The sequence below is a fragment of the Burkholderia aenigmatica genome, from assembly GCF_902499175.1.
GTDB lineage: Bacteria > Pseudomonadota > Gammaproteobacteria > Burkholderiales > Burkholderiaceae > Burkholderia > Burkholderia aenigmatica.
In genome coordinates this window covers 111,497-126,366 of sequence record NZ_CABVQC010000009.1, presented here as the reverse complement: position 1 = coordinate 126,366, position 14,870 = coordinate 111,497, and the positions used below count along the sequence as shown (strand labels likewise).

The window sequence follows — 14,870 nt, the reverse complement described above, 5'->3', positions numbered from 1 at the left end:
GACGCGCTGTAACCCGCGTTGCGTCGCGGTGGTGCATGCCGTCGCAGGGCAACGTTTGCGCGTTTCGTGCCGAGGCACCCGCGTGGCGGGCGTGTCGGCGGGCAGGCCCGGACGGCCGGGCAGGCGGGCAATGCGCCGGATTCGTGCGGTGCGGCGGAGCGACAATTGGGATCGGAACCCGACCGTAAAATGGTGTCCGGCGAACGGCGATGCTGCGGGTTTCCGTGATAGCCGCGCGAGCCGGCCACGGGTACGATCGCCGGATGTGCGGCGCATTTCCGTTTTTGCCGGGAGTCCCATGCCGATCCACCCCGTCGCGCTCGTTTGCACGGCCATCCTCGGGTTGCTGCTGTTCGGGCTCGGCCTCGTCGTGTCCGTCACGCGCTTCCGTTGCACCACCGGTTCCGGGTGTGCGCCCGATCCGGCGAACGGGTTGCACAAGATCGTGCGCGCGCACGGCAACACGGCCGAATACGCGCCGTTTCTCGCGGTGCTGTTTCTCTACTTCGGCGCACACGATCCATCGCGCACGATCCTGACGCTGATCGTCGCGGCGACCGCGTGCCGCTGTCTGCTGGTGATCGGCTTGCTCGCCTGGCCGACGATGGCCAACCCGAATCCCGTGCGTTTCGTCGGCGCGCTCGGCACGTATCTGTGCGGTGCCGCGTTGTGCATCGCGCTGTTCGTCTGAACGGCGGCATCCGGCGACATACGGTACAAGTCCTGACGGCGGTGGTTGCGGCGGGCGGTGATATGCTCGCGGGACGCCCGCGATCGACGGGCGGATTCCGACTGCCTGCGCGCTGCCGCGCTGCACGGCGATTCCGAGGGAAGAACCGGCAACATGAGCCGCAAATTCATTCTGAAGGGCGACACGACCGACCACGGCGGTGTCGTGCTCGACGGGATCGCCAATTCGTCGTTCGACGGACGCGAACTCGCCTATCTTGGCGCGCCGGTGTTCTGCGCCGCCTGCAAGTCGCCGGGCGTGATCGTGTCCGACGGCGGCGAGCGGACGATGACCGTGATGGGCAAGGTCGTCGCGCTCGAACACGACCTGTGCCAGTGCCTGTGCACGCCGCAGCCGAAGCTGATCGCGTCGCAGGCCACCGGGACGATCACCGGATGACACCTGCCGCGCGGAGGCGGTTGCCACCCGCGCGGCGTCGGCATATCGCCGCCGGCCGTCAGACGCTGCCTTCGGTTTCGATCACGAGGATGCGTGCTTCGCCGAGCGGATGCGCGACGTGCTCGGCGCCGGCCGCCGCATGGAACACGTCACCCGTTTCGAGTACCGTCGCGTGCTCGACGCCTGCATCGCGATAGCGCATCTCGACGCGACCGTCGAGCACCGCGAACACTTCCTCGCCGTCGTTCACATGCCACCGATACGGCTGGTCGGTCCAGTGCAGGCGGACCGTGATGCCGTTCAGGTTCGCGATGTCGAGTGCGCCCCACGCGCGGTCGGCGGTGAAGGCGGCGCTGCGGATGATGTTCATCGATGGGTTCTCCGGCGCGAATGCGCGTCGTCTTCCAGTCTTCCAGTCTTCGAGTCGATTTCCCGGTGTGCGTATTCAGCTCGACATCGCGCGCAGCGCCTGTCCGATGATCTCCTTGCGCTTCGCGAAGCCGGCTGCCGACCGTTCGGTGACGCGCTTCACGACCGCGGCCGGCGCGGTGTCGGGCGAACCGGCGTCGAACGGCGGCGCGGGTGCGTATTCGAGCTGCAACTGGATCGCCTGCGCTTCTTCGTCGCCGGCCAGTTCCGCGGCGATCGTCAGTGCGAAGTCGATGCCGGCCGTGACGCCGCCGCCCGTGATCAGGTTGCCGTCGCGCACCACGCGCTCGCGCACCGGCACCGCGCCGAGCGGCTCGAGCAGCGTGTGGAACGCCCAGTGCGTCGTCGCGCGCCGCCCGCGCAGCAGGCCGGCCACGCCGAGCAGCAGCGCACCCGTGCAGACCGACGTCACGTAGCGCGCGGTGGCCGCGCGCTGCTGCACGAATGCGATCGTCTCGGCGTCGAGCAGCAACTCGTTGATCCCGATCCCGCCCGGAATGCAGATCACGTCGAGCGGCGGGCAGTCGTCGAACGTGCAGGTCGGCGCGAGCGCGAGCCCGCTGCTCGACGCGACGGTGTCGCGCGACTTCCAGACCAGATGGACGGTGGCGTCGGGCAGCGACGCGAGCACGTCGTGCGGGCCGGTGAGATCGAGTTGCTGGACGCCCGGAAACACGAGAAAGCCGATATGCAGGGTCATGCGAAGACTCCGAGTGGAAGGGGAACGAACCGTTGCGGGCACGGGATGGACAGATCGATTCTAGGCGCGTAGTGTTTGGCGAAATTGCCATATCACCCACGTTTTCAGCCAATCGCCATGCCTGCCGCTCCGCGTTCGATCCTGGTCCTCGCGTTCCCTCGCGCGCAGCTGCTCGACGTGTCGGGGCCGCTGCAGGTGTTTGCGTCCGTCAACGAGCTTGCGCTGGAGCGCGGCCAGCCGGCGCCGTATGCGCCGCGCGTCATCGCGGCCGATGCGGGGCCCGTCGAGACGTCGTCGGGCCTGGTCGTGATGGCGGAGTCGCTGCGTTCGGCGGCGCGCCATCCCGATACGCTGATCGTCGCCGGCGGCAAGGGCGTGCATGCGGCATCGAAGGATGCGCGGCTGGTGCGGTGGGTACGGCAGCAGGCGGCGCGCACACGGCGCGTGGCATCGGTCTGCACCGGCGCGTTCCTGCTCGCCGAGGCCGGCCTGCTCGACGGGCGGCGTGCGGTCACGCACTGGGCGCGCTGCGACGAATTCGCGGCGCGCTATCCGAACGTGCGCGTCGAGTCCGATCCGATCTTTATCCGCGAAGGCGCGCTGTGGACCTCGGCCGGCGTGACGGCCGGCATCGATCTCGCGCTTGCGCTGGTCGAGGAGGATCTCGGGCGGGCCACCGCGCTCGACGTCGCGCGCGAACTCGTCGTGTTCCTGAAGCGTCCGGGCGGACAGGCGCAGTTCAGCACGATGCTGTCGATGCAGCGCACCGACGACCGGTTCGGCGAACTGCACGCGTGGATGGCCGAGCACCTGACGGCCGACCTGTCGGTGCCCGCGCTGGCCGAGCGCGTGCGCATGAGCGAACGCAGCTTCGTGCGCCACTACCGGGCGGGAACCGGCCGCACACCCGCGCGCGCGGTCGAGCAGATCCGCGTCGAGGCCGCGCAACGCCTGCTCGGCGAAACGGCATGGCCCGTCAAGCGGATCGCCGCGCGTTGCGGCTTCGGCTCGGAGGAAACGCTGCGACGCTGTTTCGTGCGCGTGCTGGGCGTGTCGCCGCAGGGGTATCGCGAACGGTTCGTGCGGTAACGCACGCCGTGCGGCCGGGGTCGGGGCCGGAACGATTGCCGCGAGAGACTGCACGGAAATCGATCGCTTTCCAGTCCGAAATTCGGAAATTATTCAGGATCGTAGAACAATAGGTGGGGGCTTGTGCCGCGCCCGTCACGCGCTCTATTCTGTTTTGTTGGCGATTCGAAGGGGGAGCAGCATGGACCGAATCCAGGCAATGGAAGTTTTTACCCGCGTGGTCGACGCGAACAGCTTCACGCGCGCGGCCGATACGCTCGCGATGCCGCGCGCGTCGGTGACGACCATCATCCAGAACCTCGAGGCGCTGCTCGGCGTGCGCCTGATGCACCGGACGACGCGCCGGCTGTCGCTGACGCCGGAAGGGGCGGCGTACTACGAGCATTGCATGAAGATCATCTCGGAGATCGCGGAGGCCGACGCGAGTTTCCAGACCGGCAACCGCAAGCCGAGCGGCGTGCTGCGCGTCCACATGCCGAGTTCGCTCGGGCGGCGCATCGTGTTGCCGTCGCTGTCGATTTTCCGGCAGCGCTACCCGGACATCACGCTCGAACTGGGGCTCTCCGACCGCTACGTGGACCCGGTCGAGGAGGGCATCGACTGCATGATCCGGGTCGGGCCGCTCGAGGATTCGTCGATGGTCGCGCGGCGGATCGGGATGCTGAAGCGCGTGACCTGCGCGTCGCCCGACTACCTCGCGCGTCACGGCGAGCCGCACGAGATTGCCGATCTTGCCGAGCATCATGCGGTGAATTTTCGTTCGAGCCACGGCGCGCGTGCGATTCCGTGGGTGTTCATGATCGACGGCAAGCCGTTCGAGGTGCGGATGAACGGGAGCGTCACGGTCAACGATTCGGATGCCTATGTGACGTGCGGGCTCGAAGGGTTCGGGATGATCCAGCCGACGCTGTTCATGGTGCTGCCGAACCTGCTCGACGGCTCGCTGGTCGAGGTGCTGCCGGACTGCAATCCGAAGCCGAAGCCGATCTCGATCGTCTATCCGCACAACCGGCATCTGTCGCAGAAGGTGCGCGTGTTCGCCGACTGGATCGCGGAGGTGTTCGAGTCGACGCCGTCGCTGGAGGGCGGGGAGAACTGGCGCGGGCGGGTGGGGGCGCAGGCGGCGAAGGTGCAGAGGGGCGCGGTGGCGGCGTAAGGCGTCAGGCTGCTGCCCGGGTGGCCGTGTTGCCGGCCATCGTGGATTCCGGCGCGCGCCGCCGGCACGCGTGGGGAGGCCGCCGCTACCAGCGGATGGTGTACGGATTGTTGCCCAGCGCCCAGTGCGCGTTGTCGTCCCGCTCGAGGAGAATCCCCTTGTGGGCCCAGCCATCGTCCTCGGGATAGAACGACAGCGCGCCCAGCAGGTCCGGGTCTGCCAGCCACGGCGTCGCTTGCTTGTCCGGTTTCCACAGGAAATTGACCCACGTCACCAGATGCGGATTGTCGTCGAACGGATTCTTGGAGGGCGTCATGAATTTTTCGACGCCGCCATATGAAACGTGCGCGCAGAACAGGTTGATCATGTACAGGACGCTCCCGCCGGGTGACGAAGGATCGGTCGACTCGATTTCTTGATATCGGTAGTATGGCTTCCCGAACGCGGTAAGCTCGATGTGGCTCAAGCGCACATGCTTGTCACTCAGCTCGTAATCCGGATTCCTGATGGTTGGCTTGCCTTTGCCCGCGTCGAATTTGACGGTGATCAGGCCGCGGTCGATGAGCGCCTGCACGTCTTTCCGGACCGTCCCGTCCACTCTCAGCAAGCTCGCCGCAGTGACGTCGGCGGGCAGCTCGGCGCCGCTCAGGCTGACGCAGGCGTCAGTCGGCGCCGTGTTCTTGTCCGCGAGCGCGGCTTTCAGAATCTCGTCGATCTCGCTTTTGTCCAGGCCGCCGGGCGGTGACAGGTATCGCACGCCTGCCACCGCGGCAGCGGCAACCGCGGCGACCGCGACACCTGCCGCCAGCCGGCGTCGTCTCGTGCGTCCGCGTGGCTTGTCGCGGTTCGATTCGTTACGTTCCGTCATCTGATCCTCGGTATTTTCGTTGGCGATCGGGTCACTGCTGAATCCGGTCATGGAGAAGCAGGCAGCGGCCCGACCGGTCGAACGCGTGTCCGATTTTCGCCGATCGTGGAAGTCGGCAGCCAGTCAATGCCACGGCCTCAATTGTGGGACTGATCCGGAGCAGCGCCACGCGTCGCGCGATCACGCAGCGCGGCGGGCAATTGCCACAGCATCAGTTCGCGCGTGCCGATTGCCCACAGCGCCGAACCGCTCCATGAAAAGGCCAGCGCCTGGATCTCGCTGTCTTTGGGGATCGACGATGTGTCGAGCTGCACGGGTGTGCGGCCCTGTGCGACGTCCCAGAGTGCCACGCGATGCTTCCAGCCGCCAGTGGTGTAGGTCGTGCCCATTGCCAGGAAGCGTCCGTTCGCCGAACGGGCGGCGGCCTTGAAGCTGTCGGCACTGCCCAGCAGTGCCGACAGCACGTGCCCGCTCTTGAGATCCACCACGTGCATGCCGACAAAGCGCTTCCGTTTCGGGCCGGGATACTTCACGGGAGGCGGCATGCTGCCGTCGTCGTCGAGCAGGAGCACGAAACCTGTCGCGATCCATTGACCCTGCGGCGAACCGAGCGGCTTGGGCACCCATTGCGCGATACCGGCAGCGCTGACGGAATTCGGCATGCCGAAGCGCTGGGGCAAGGCGATCGTACGCAGCGCGCGGCCGGTGCGGGCGTCCAGCTCGGCGAGCCCTTGCGAATCCTCCGTCCAGTAGCTCCCGGAAGGCCGCCAGCGTACTGGCCAGATCAGGGCATTGCTGCCGTTGCTGATCTCGTTCATCAGCGACTGGCGTACCGACGACAGCGTGGTGACGAACGGCCATGGATCGTCGGTGGCCGACGGCGGTGACGCCGGGCGCTGCACGGTCAGGAATTCGGAACCGACCGGGTTCTCGTTCTTCTCGTCACGTCGGATGTCATGCCAGAAATTGGCCGGCAGATCGTCGTCGAGAATCCAGTGCATATCGCTCATCTGATGGTCTCGCCAATCGGTCTCGCTCGGCCAGACGACTTCATGACGATCGACCTTGCGGCTCGCGAGGTCATATCGGTACAGGCATGGGTTGCTCTTGGCATCCGGCTGGCCGTCGAACCAGACGGCGCTGCCGTCGCCGTTGATCATCATCCGTCGCGGGCCGTCCTTGCCGTGCCAGACTTCGTCCGCCTGCAACCCACCGTTGCCCGCGTGCAGTCGCCACACATACTCGTTCCAGCCGCGGTTGTCGGCCACCTGGGCGCTGAACAGCAGGCTGCCATCCGGCAGGCCGAGGATGTCGTGCGGGTACAGCAACGTGCGTTGCGACGGGTCGGTCACGAACTTGTCCCAGCGGATGATCGCAGGCTTGATGACCGGGGCGCTCGGGTCCGGCACGACCAGCTTGATTGCGGGGGGCGGCATCGACGGTGTCGTGGGTAACTGCCATGCAGCGGGCGACGTGGCGATTTCCAGCTTGGCTGGCAGTGCGGACAGCGCGTCGGACAATGCCGTGAACACGTCGCCCGGTACGACGGATATGCCAGTCCTGCTGGATTGGGTCCGGTTGCCGCTGAATATGTCCAGGTCCTGCAGTGTCAGTGCTTTCCACAGGCTGTAGTCGGGGTTGGGCCGGGAGTCGATGCGACCGAACTGAACGACCGTCGCCGGGTGCCCGAATATGGCGCTGACGTCCTGCACCCTGACGAACAGCGCGCTCCGGTACTGACCGGTGATGCCATCGCTGTGGTCCTGGCGGGCTTCCCAGAATGCGTAGGTGGACTGCAGCGCAGGCACGCCTGAGCCCTGGAACAGCCGGTCGACGCGTGCCCGAGCCTGATCCATGCGCCAGTCCAGTTCCTGCCGGGTGATCGCGCCTTGTTGCAGCGCCAGCTGCAGTTTCGGCAGGGTCGCGTGGTCGGCGATGGCTGCGCGCAGGTCCGGCCGGCGCGATAACAGCACACGACTCCAGGGATCCGGCAAATTCTGCAGCTGCCAGCTATTGGCATTGGCTGTTACCGGGCTCGTCCGTTGCAGTACGCGTTGCACCAGCGGCTGCACCTGATCGTAGGGGGCGGAGACCAGCAGGAACACGGCTTCCGCATAAGCTTGCCGGTTCTTGCCGTTGTCCCAGATCAGGACCTGCTCGCTTCGACGGGCGGCTACTTCGTAATCGTCGTCGTGCCCGGTGTCGTGCAACTGCTCGAATCTCCAGTGCAGGCCGTCGACGGTGGTGTCTGGCAGAGGGTCGGCGTGGCAGGCAAGCGGGATGGCGATGCCGATCAGAACCGACAGGAAGCATGCGAGGCGTTTTTTCATTGACGTTATGCCCGGATGCAGCAGAAATTTGGACATACCGATTCTAAGTGCGGTGTAGTGCCCGTGCTGCTGTGTACCGGGTGCGATTGCGCGGGGTATCGACTTTTGCACCGTTCGGTATCGCCGCATACAGGCATCGGCGCGTGGATCGTCCTTTTATGGAGAGCGGTGCCGGCATCGGTTGCGTACCCGCTCCGGTCTCGAGCGCAATGGCACGATCATCGTGGCCACGAAAGCATGAGCCGGTACTGGAGCGTTGAACTGAAAGCGCGGGTCTCCGATTGCGACTGTGTTCAATCGTTCTTGTTGGCGTCGGTCTTGCGCAGACAACGGTGTCGGGGCGCGTGACGAGCTCAAATGAAAAATCGCGGCCATTCAGCGCGACGGCTCGCGTCGGCGAATTCAAGCCACGCATCGCGATTTCGACCGGACGTGTGCGATTGACGATGGCCGAATGATCGTCGCGTTCGACTGGCGGAGGCTTACACGGTCAACGTGATGTGACGGCGTGTGTTTTTGGCGGAACAAATGAAAAAGCCGCTGTTTCTTTCGAAACAGCGGCTCTCGCATTTGGTGGCGAATCAGGGATTCGAACCCCGGACCTGCGGATTATGATTCCGTCGCTCTAACCGACTGAGCTAATTCGCCGAAGAAATGAATTATGGAGAATGCCGGTCTGGCTGTCAACACCTTTTTTCGTCTTCCGTGAAAAAGGTTGCTGTCGGCCCGCGCCGGCCTCGTCGCGGGGCGGGTTGCCGTTCACCGGAACCCGCCCGCCACCCGGCCTCAATCCTGCGCGTAGATATTCGAGTCCTTCGTCTCCTTGACGAACAGCAGGCCGATCACGAACGTGCCCAGCGCGATCACGATCGGATACCAGAGGCCCGAGTAGATGTTGCCCTTCGCCGCGACGATCGCGAACGCGGTCGCCGGCAGGAAGCCGCCGAACCAGCCGTTGCCGATGTGATAGGGCAGCGACATCGACGTGTAGCGGATCCGCGTCGGGAACATCTCGACCAGCATCGCGGCGATCGGGCCGTAGACCATCGTCACGTAGATCACGAGGATCGTCAGGATCACGATCGTCATCGGCCAGTTGAGCTGCGCCGGGTCGGCCTTCGCCGGGTAGCCGGCCGACTTCAGCGTCGACGCGAGCGTCTTGTCGAACGCCGCGCCCTGCGCCTTCGCGTCGGCCGCCTTACCGTCATAGGCCGCGACCACCGTGTCGCCGACCTTGATCTGCGCGGTCGTACCGGCCGGTGCCGCGACGTTCTCGTAGTTCAGGCCGGCCTTCGCGAGCGCGCCCTTCGCGATGTCGCACGAGTCGGTGAACTTCGACGTGCCGACCGGGTTGAACTGGAACGCGCAGCTGGCCGGATCGGCGATCACCGAGATCGGCGCCTTCTGCGTCGCAATCTCGAGCTGCGGGTTCGCGTAGTGCGTGAGCGCCTTGAACAGCGGGAAGTAGGTCAGTGCCGCGATCAGGCAGCCCGCGAGGATGATCGGCTTGCGGCCGATCTTGTCCGACAGCGAACCGAAGAACAGGAAGAACGGCGTGCCGATCAAGAGCGCGATCGCGATCAGGATGTTCGCGCTCGCACCGTCCACCTTCAGCGTCTGCGTGAGGAAGAACAGCGCGTAGAACTGGCCCGTGTACCACACGACGGCCTGGCCGGCGGTCAGGCCGACGAGCGCGAGGATCACGATCTTCAGGTTCTTCCACTGGCCGAACGCCTCGGTCAGCGGCGCTTTCGACGTCTTGCCTTCCGCCTTGATGCGCATGAACACCGGCGATTCGTTCAGCTGCATCCGGATCCACACCGACACCGCGAGCAGCAGGATCGACGCGACGAACGGCACGCGCCAGCCCCAGCTGCCGAACGCTTCCTCGCCGATGAACGTGCGCACGCCGAGAATCACGAGCAGCGACAGGAACAAGCCGAGCGTGGCGGTCGTCTGGATCCACGCGGTGTAGAAGCCGCGACGGTTGGCCGGCGCATGCTCGGCGACGTAGGTCGCCGCGCCGCCGTATTCGCCGCCGAGCGCGAGACCCTGCAGCAGCCGCATCGCGATGAAGATCACGGGCGCGGCAATGCCGATCGACGTGTAGCCGGGCAGGAAGCCGACCACGAACGTCGAGATGCCCATGATCACGATCGTCACGAGGAACGTGTGCTTGCGTCCGACCATGTCGCCGAGCCGGCCGAACACGATCGCGCCGAACGGCCGCACCGCGAAGCCGGCCGCGAAGCCGAGCAGTGTGAAGATGAACGCGGCGGTTGGATTGACGCCGGAGAAGAAACTCTTGCTGATGTAGGCCGCGAGCGAGCCGGCCAGGTAAAAGTCGTACCACTCGAACACGGTGCCGAGCGACGACGCGAAGATCACCTTCTTCTCTTCGCCCGTCATCGGCGCGTGCGAAATTTGCCCGCCTAACGTTGCCATGAGTCGTCTCCAAGTCCCTTGATATAGATATGCGGCCGCCTTGGGTGAGCGGGCCTGTGGACGATTATTGGTACGGAAACTTACGGCGGACTGACTCGCGCGTGCAAAACGACTGCGCGTTAACCCGCGTCGAATCGGTCGCTTTGTGTGCCCATCTTGCCTCGAACGTCCGGCAAATCGCCGGTTTTGGCGCAATTGCGGCGTGCTGCGGCGGCGCGCGTCAGGGTTAATCCGGGGCGGTGTCGGTCAGCGGCAGGCTGATGCGCACGAGCGTGCCGGCGAGGCGCGGTGCGTGCTGGTACACGTGATCGTCGAGCGTCAGCGTGCCGCCGTGCTGCGTGGCGATCTCGCGCACGATCGCGAGCCCGAGGCCGCTGCCGTCGCCTTCGCGGCCGAGGATCCGGTAGAAGCGCTCGACGACGCGCTCGCGTTCGGCGGCCGGGATGCCCGGCCCGGTGTCCTCGACTTCGAGATGCACGACCCGCGCCGCGGGCTCGGCGCACACGCGCACCGTGATGCGGCCGCCGTCCGGCGTGTAGCGGATCGCGTTGTCGATCAGGTTGCCGAGCATCTCGCGCAGCATCACCGGATTGCCATCGACGTCGAGCGGCGTGTCGTCCGGCGGGCCTTCGTAGCCGAGATCCATCCGTTTCGCGAGCGCGGCCTGCACCCAGTCGCGCACCGCGCGCCGCGCGAGTGTGGCGATCTCGACCGGCTCGAACGTCAGCCCGCTCGCGCGGTTCTCGGCGCGCGCCAGCGCGAGCAACTGCGTGACGAGCCGCGCGGCCTGCTCGGAGCTCGTCGCGATCTGCTCGAGCGAGCGCTGCACGTCGGGCGGGACGGGGTGGCGCAGCGCGAACTCGGCCTGCGTGCGCAGGCCCGCGAGCGGGGTCTTCATCTGGTGCGCGGCGTCGGCGATGAAGCGCTTTTGCAGCGCCATGTTCTGTTCGAGACGCGCGAGCAGGTCGTTGAACGACGTGACGAGCGGCTCGATCTCGGGCGGCGCGCGCTGCGCCTCGACGGGCGACAGGTCGTCGGGCCGCCGCGCGCGGATGTGCGCCTGCAGCGCGTTGAGCGGTGCGAGGCCGCGCGACAGCCCGAACCAGACCAGCAGGATCGCGAGCGGCAGGATCACGAATTGCGGCAGGATCACGCCCTTGATGATGTCGTTCGCGAGCGCGTTGCGCTTGTCCAGCGTTTCGCCGACCTGCACGAGCACGGGCTGCGTGTTGCCCGGTTGCGGCAGCGCGACCGTCGTATAGGCGACGCGCACGTCGTTGCCGCGCAGCAGGTCGTCGCGGAACATGACGACGCCTGGCGGCGGGCGATCCTCGTCGCGCGGCAGCGGCATGTCGGCTTCGCCCGCGACCAGCTCGCCGCGTGTGCCGAGCACCTGGAAGTAAACGCTGTCGACGTTGTCCGCGCGCAGGAAGTCGCGTGTCTGCTCCGGCAGCGTCAGCTCGGCGACACCGTTTACCGGATGGATCTGCCGCGCGAGCACGTACGCGTTGGTCTCGAGCGCGCGGTCGAACGGGCCGTTCGCGATCGTCTTCGCGACCAGATAGGTGACGGCGATGCTCATCGGCCATAGCAGCAGCAGCGGCGCGAGCATCCAGTCGAGGATCTCGCCGAACAGCGAGCGCGGGCGTGGTGCCTCGGGCGCATCGGTTTCGTCGGGTGGCGCGAACGGGTTCTCGTAGCGCGCGTCGCGCGCCTCGTCGGCGGCCGACGACGGCGCGCCGGTCGGGTGGCGGGTATGGGCCGGCGTGGCCATCGCGGCGACGCCCGGGTTCAGCGCAGCGGCGTGCCGGCCACCGCGGGCTGGGGCGCTGCCGTGTCGGCCGGCGCGGCGGGCGCGACCTTCTCGAGGCAATAGCCGAGGCCGCGCACGGTCGAGATCCGTACGCCGCTGGGTTCGATCTTCTTGCGCAGCCGGTGCACGTAGACTTCGATCGCGTTGTTGCTGACTTCCTCGCCCCATTCACACAGATGGTCGACGAGCTGCTCCTTCGACACGAGCCGGCCGATCCGCTGCAGCAGCACCTCGAGCAGGCCGAGCTCGCGTGCGGAGAGATCGAGCACGTGATCGTTCGCATACGCGATGCGGCCGACCTGGTCGAACGCGAGCGAGCCGTGGCGCACGACGGTCGGGCCGCCGCCCGCGCCGCGCCGGGTCAGCGCGCGCACGCGCGCCTCGAGTTCGTTGAGCGCGAACGGCTTGGCCATGTAGTCGTCGGCGCCGAGGTCGAGCCCCTTCACGCGCTCGTCGACGCTGTCGGCGGCCGTCAGGATCAGCACGGGGAGGTTGGAATTGCGGGCGCGCAGGCGCTTGAGCACGTCGAGCCCGGGCATTTTCGGGAGCCCGAGATCGAGGATCAGCAGGTCGAACGTCTGCATCGACAGCGCCGTATCGGCGTCGACGCCGGTCTTCACGTGGTCGACCGCATAGCCCGATTGGCGGAGTGACCGGGTGAGGCCGTCCGCGAGTATGCTGTCGTCTTCCGCGATGAGAATTCGCATGATGCTGACCGATGGCCGGCAGGGCGTTCGCGCCGGCCGGCTGTCTCCGAAGTTATTCGTGTACAACGCAGCCTGCATTGCGGGCTTGCACAAAACACTGTTTTTTTATACAGTGTCTGCATTCGTGGGCGGCGCTTGAAAGCGGGCGCGCCTCTAACAGACGCTGCTCATCATAGCAAAGGACGATTCATGGAAGATAGCAAGAAGGGCTCCGGGATGACCGCCGAGAAGAGCAAGGCGCTGGCCGCCGCGCTTGCCCAGATCGAAAAGCAGTTCGGCAAGGGCTCGATCATGCGCATGGGCGACGGCGAGGCGACGGAGAACATCCAGGTCGTGTCCACGGGCTCGCTCGGTCTCGATATCGCGCTCGGCGTCGGCGGCCTGCCGCGCGGCCGGGTGGTCGAGATCTACGGTCCGGAATCGTCCGGTAAAACCACGCTCACGCTGCAGGTCATTGCCGAACTGCAGAAGATCGGCGGTACGGCGGCGTTCATCGACGCCGAGCACGCGCTCGACGTTCAATATGCAGCGAAGCTCGGCGTGAACGTGCCGGAGCTGCTGATCTCGCAGCCGGACACCGGCGAGCAGGCGCTTGAAATCACCGACGCGCTGGTGCGCTCGGGCTCGATCGACATGATCGTCATCGACTCGGTCGCGGCGCTCGTGCCGAAGGCCGAAATCGAAGGCGAGATGGGCGATTCGCTGCCGGGTCTGCAGGCCCGCCTGATGTCGCAGGCGCTGCGCAAGCTGACCGGCACGATCAAGCGCACGAACTGCCTGGTGATCTTCATCAACCAGATCCGGATGAAGATCGGCGTGATGTTCGGCAACCCGGAAACCACGACGGGCGGTAACGCGCTGAAGTTCTACTCGTCGGTGCGTCTCGACATCCGCCGGATCGGCTCGATCAAGAAGAACGACGAGGTGATCGGCAACGAAACCCGCGTGAAGGTCGTCAAGAACAAGGTGTCGCCGCCGTTCCGCGAAGCGATCTTCGACATCCTGTATGGCGAAGGTATTTCGCGTCAGGGCGAGATCATCGATCTCGGCGTGCAGGCGAAGATCGTCGACAAGGCGGGCGCCTGGTACAGCTACAACGGCGAGAAGATCGGCCAGGGCAAGGACAACGCGCGTGAATTCCTGCGCGAGAATCCGGAAATCGCACGCGAGATCGAGAACCGCATTCGCGAATCGCTTGGCGTGGTCACCATGCCCGATGGTGCTGGCCTGGACGAAGCCGAGGCGATGGACGAAGAAGAGTGATGGTCGGGCGCCGAGGTCAGGCTGGCGAGCCGGAGGAGAGCGACGTGCCCGAAACGGCGGGTCGCTCCGGCCGGCGAGCCGGATCCTCGGGCGCCGATCGGCGGGTCGCAGGCAGCCATGCCGCGAACCGCACCGCGACGAGGGCATCCGACGATGCCCTCGTTTCGTTTGAGATTACCGCACCGGACGATCCGTTCGACGACGATGAGTCGTTCGACGCGCACGACCGCTCCCGTCGTCGCGTGTCCGGTGTCAGCTTCCCGGGCGATCGCGCAGCCGACGCATCGGCGCCGGCCAGGGAAGATGTCTATACGCGCAGCAGCCAGCATCCGCGTCGCACACGTCGCGCGTCGGGTGCTTCTTCTTCCAGTGCTTCGCCAGGTGACGCTCCGGGCGCGACCGAGCGCAAGTCGTCGAAGCCTCAGCGATCGTTGAAGGGCCGCGCGCTCGGCTATCTATCCCGCCGCGAATACAGCCGCGCGGAACTCGCGCGCAAGCTCGCGCCCTACGTCGGCGACGACGAATCCGTCGAGCCGGTGCTCGATGCGCTGGAACAGGAAGGCTGGCTGTCCGACGCGCGCTTTGCCGAGAGCCTCGTGCATCGTCGCGCGTCGCGCGTTGGTGTCGCACGCATCGTCAGCGAGCTGAAGCGTCATGCGGTGGGCGACACGCTCGTCGAGGAAGTGAACGCGCAACTCCGCGAGACCGAATGGGCGCGTGCGCAGGCAGTCTGGCGCAAGAAATTCGGTGCACTGCCGCAAACGCCGGCCGAGCGTGCGAAGCAGGCGCGCTTTCTCGCCGCACGCGGCTTCTCGAGCGCGACCATCGTGAAGTTGCTGAAGGTCGGCGACGATTTCCTGATCGACGACTGACCGCGCCGATCGCGCGCATGGCGCGCGATTTTGCTGCAACGCAACCACTTCCGGACAGGCGGGAATACC

Annotated in this window: 14 protein-coding genes and 1 tRNA gene; 7 read left to right on the top strand and 8 right to left on the bottom strand. The window is 66.2% G+C overall.

Translation table 11 applies throughout. From position 1 onward, the window contains the following. Positions 1-298: 298 nt before the first annotated feature. Together BDO18943_RS09285 and BDO18943_RS09280 are read left to right on the top strand one after the other, a co-directional pair. Positions 299-691, top strand: coding sequence for an MAPEG family protein (locus BDO18943_RS09285; protein WP_175022049.1), 393 nt, complete (start codon positions 299-301; stop codon positions 689-691). 153 nt (positions 692-844) lie between these two features. After that, the gene (locus BDO18943_RS09280) at positions 845-1,129 is read left to right on the top strand and encodes a PAAR domain-containing protein (protein ID WP_166963454.1); all 285 of its coding nucleotides are present in this window, start codon (positions 845-847) and stop codon (positions 1,127-1,129) included. A gap of 58 nt (positions 1,130-1,187) precedes the next feature. On the opposite strand, the gene BDO18943_RS09275 is transcribed toward BDO18943_RS09280, so the two are convergent. Both BDO18943_RS09275 and BDO18943_RS09270 read right to left on the bottom strand, forming a co-directional pair. Beyond that, positions 1,188-1,499, bottom strand: coding sequence for a cupin domain-containing protein (locus BDO18943_RS09275; RefSeq protein WP_175022048.1), 312 nt, complete (start codon positions 1,497-1,499; stop codon positions 1,188-1,190). A gap of 75 nt (positions 1,500-1,574) precedes the next feature. Next, positions 1,575-2,258, bottom strand: a complete 684-nt coding sequence (locus BDO18943_RS09270; protein WP_175022047.1) for a DJ-1/PfpI family protein — start codon at positions 2,256-2,258, stop codon at positions 1,575-1,577. A gap of 117 nt (positions 2,259-2,375) precedes the next feature. On the opposite strand from BDO18943_RS09270, the gene BDO18943_RS09265 reads away from it, so the two are divergent. Beyond that, on the top strand, positions 2,376-3,347 hold the full coding sequence (locus tag BDO18943_RS09265) for a GlxA family transcriptional regulator (RefSeq protein ID WP_043190728.1): 972 nt from the start codon (positions 2,376-2,378) through the stop codon (positions 3,345-3,347). 181 nt (positions 3,348-3,528) lie between these two features. Further along, entirely contained in the window at positions 3,529-4,503 is a 975-nt protein-coding gene (locus tag BDO18943_RS09260; RefSeq protein WP_175022046.1) for a LysR family transcriptional regulator, read from the top strand. A gap of 85 nt (positions 4,504-4,588) precedes the next feature. On the opposite strand, the gene BDO18943_RS09255 is transcribed toward BDO18943_RS09260, so the two are convergent. From BDO18943_RS09255 to BDO18943_RS09230, 6 genes are all read right to left on the bottom strand, one after another. After that, positions 4,589-5,422, bottom strand: a complete 834-nt coding sequence (locus BDO18943_RS09255) for a hypothetical protein (RefSeq protein WP_175022045.1) — start codon at positions 5,420-5,422, stop codon at positions 4,589-4,591. 86 nt (positions 5,423-5,508) lie between these two features. Beyond that, positions 5,509-7,701, bottom strand: coding sequence for a WD40 repeat domain-containing protein (locus BDO18943_RS09250; RefSeq protein WP_175022044.1), 2,193 nt, complete (start codon positions 7,699-7,701; stop codon positions 5,509-5,511). A gap of 571 nt (positions 7,702-8,272) precedes the next feature. Next, a tRNA-Met gene (locus BDO18943_RS09245) sits at positions 8,273-8,349 on the bottom strand. Positions 8,350-8,487: 138 nt separating this feature from the next. Next, complete coding sequence (locus BDO18943_RS09240; RefSeq protein WP_175022043.1) at positions 8,488-10,146, bottom strand: MFS transporter; 1,659 nt, start codon at positions 10,144-10,146, stop codon at positions 8,488-8,490. 226 nt (positions 10,147-10,372) lie between these two features. Then, on the bottom strand, positions 10,373-11,920 hold the full coding sequence (locus BDO18943_RS09235; RefSeq protein WP_043190739.1) for a sensor histidine kinase: 1,548 nt from the start codon (positions 11,918-11,920) through the stop codon (positions 10,373-10,375). A 17-nt stretch (positions 11,921-11,937) separates the two neighbouring features. Then, a complete protein-coding gene (locus BDO18943_RS09230) occupies positions 11,938-12,666 on the bottom strand; it encodes a response regulator transcription factor (RefSeq protein ID WP_041492943.1) in 729 nt (242 codons plus the stop codon). Between BDO18943_RS09230 and BDO18943_RS09225 the strand changes: the two genes are divergently transcribed. From BDO18943_RS09225 to recX, 3 genes are read left to right on the top strand one after another with little or no spacing between them, the layout of a single operon-like run. Further along, positions 12,665-12,805, top strand: a complete 141-nt coding sequence (locus BDO18943_RS09225; RefSeq protein WP_155292077.1) for a hypothetical protein — start codon at positions 12,665-12,667, stop codon at positions 12,803-12,805. The two genes, BDO18943_RS09230 and BDO18943_RS09225, sit on opposite strands and share 2 nt — an antisense overlap. Positions 12,806-12,855: 50 nt before the next feature. Beyond that, the gene (recA, locus tag BDO18943_RS09220; protein ID WP_043190741.1) at positions 12,856-13,929 is read left to right on the top strand and encodes a recombinase RecA; all 1,074 of its coding nucleotides are present in this window, start codon (positions 12,856-12,858) and stop codon (positions 13,927-13,929) included. Beyond that, entirely contained in the window at positions 13,929-14,801 is an 873-nt protein-coding gene (recX, locus tag BDO18943_RS09215) for a recombination regulator RecX (protein ID WP_175022042.1), read from the top strand. The genes recA and recX overlap by 1 nt, the downstream gene beginning before the upstream one ends. Positions 14,802-14,870: the final 69 nt, after the last annotated feature.

What these genes read in the sequence shown, in the direction of transcription:
- BDO18943_RS09285 (WP_175022049.1), top strand. Translation starts at nt 299, where the DNA reads ATGCCGATCCACCCCGTCGCGCTCGTTTGCACGGCCATCCTCGGGTTG.
- BDO18943_RS09280 (WP_166963454.1), top strand. Translation starts at nt 845, where the DNA reads ATGAGCCGCAAATTCATTCTGAAGGGCGACACGACCGACCACGGCGGT.
- BDO18943_RS09275 (WP_175022048.1), bottom strand. Translation starts at nt 1,499, where the DNA reads ATGAACATCATCCGCAGCGCCGCCTTCACCGCCGACCGCGCGTGGGGC.
- BDO18943_RS09270 (WP_175022047.1), bottom strand. Translation starts at nt 2,258, where the DNA reads ATGACCCTGCATATCGGCTTTCTCGTGTTTCCGGGCGTCCAGCAACTC.
- BDO18943_RS09265 (WP_043190728.1), top strand. Translation starts at nt 2,376, where the DNA reads ATGCCTGCCGCTCCGCGTTCGATCCTGGTCCTCGCGTTCCCTCGCGCG.
- BDO18943_RS09260 (WP_175022046.1), top strand. Translation starts at nt 3,529, where the DNA reads ATGGACCGAATCCAGGCAATGGAAGTTTTTACCCGCGTGGTCGACGCG.
- BDO18943_RS09255 (WP_175022045.1), bottom strand. Translation starts at nt 5,422, where the DNA reads ATGACCGGATTCAGCAGTGACCCGATCGCCAACGAAAATACCGAGGAT.
- BDO18943_RS09250 (WP_175022044.1), bottom strand. Translation starts at nt 7,701, where the DNA reads ATGAAAAAACGCCTCGCATGCTTCCTGTCGGTTCTGATCGGCATCGCC.
- BDO18943_RS09240 (WP_175022043.1), bottom strand. Translation starts at nt 10,146, where the DNA reads ATGGCAACGTTAGGCGGGCAAATTTCGCACGCGCCGATGACGGGCGAA.
- BDO18943_RS09235 (WP_043190739.1), bottom strand. Translation starts at nt 11,920, where the DNA reads ATGGCCACGCCGGCCCATACCCGCCACCCGACCGGCGCGCCGTCGTCG.
- BDO18943_RS09225 (WP_155292077.1), top strand. Translation starts at nt 12,665, where the DNA reads ATGATGCTGACCGATGGCCGGCAGGGCGTTCGCGCCGGCCGGCTGTCT.
- BDO18943_RS09230 (WP_041492943.1), bottom strand. Translation starts at nt 12,666, where the DNA reads ATGCGAATTCTCATCGCGGAAGACGACAGCATACTCGCGGACGGCCTC.
- recA (WP_043190741.1), top strand. Translation starts at nt 12,856, where the DNA reads ATGGAAGATAGCAAGAAGGGCTCCGGGATGACCGCCGAGAAGAGCAAG.
- recX (WP_175022042.1), top strand. Translation starts at nt 13,929, where the DNA reads ATGGTCGGGCGCCGAGGTCAGGCTGGCGAGCCGGAGGAGAGCGACGTG.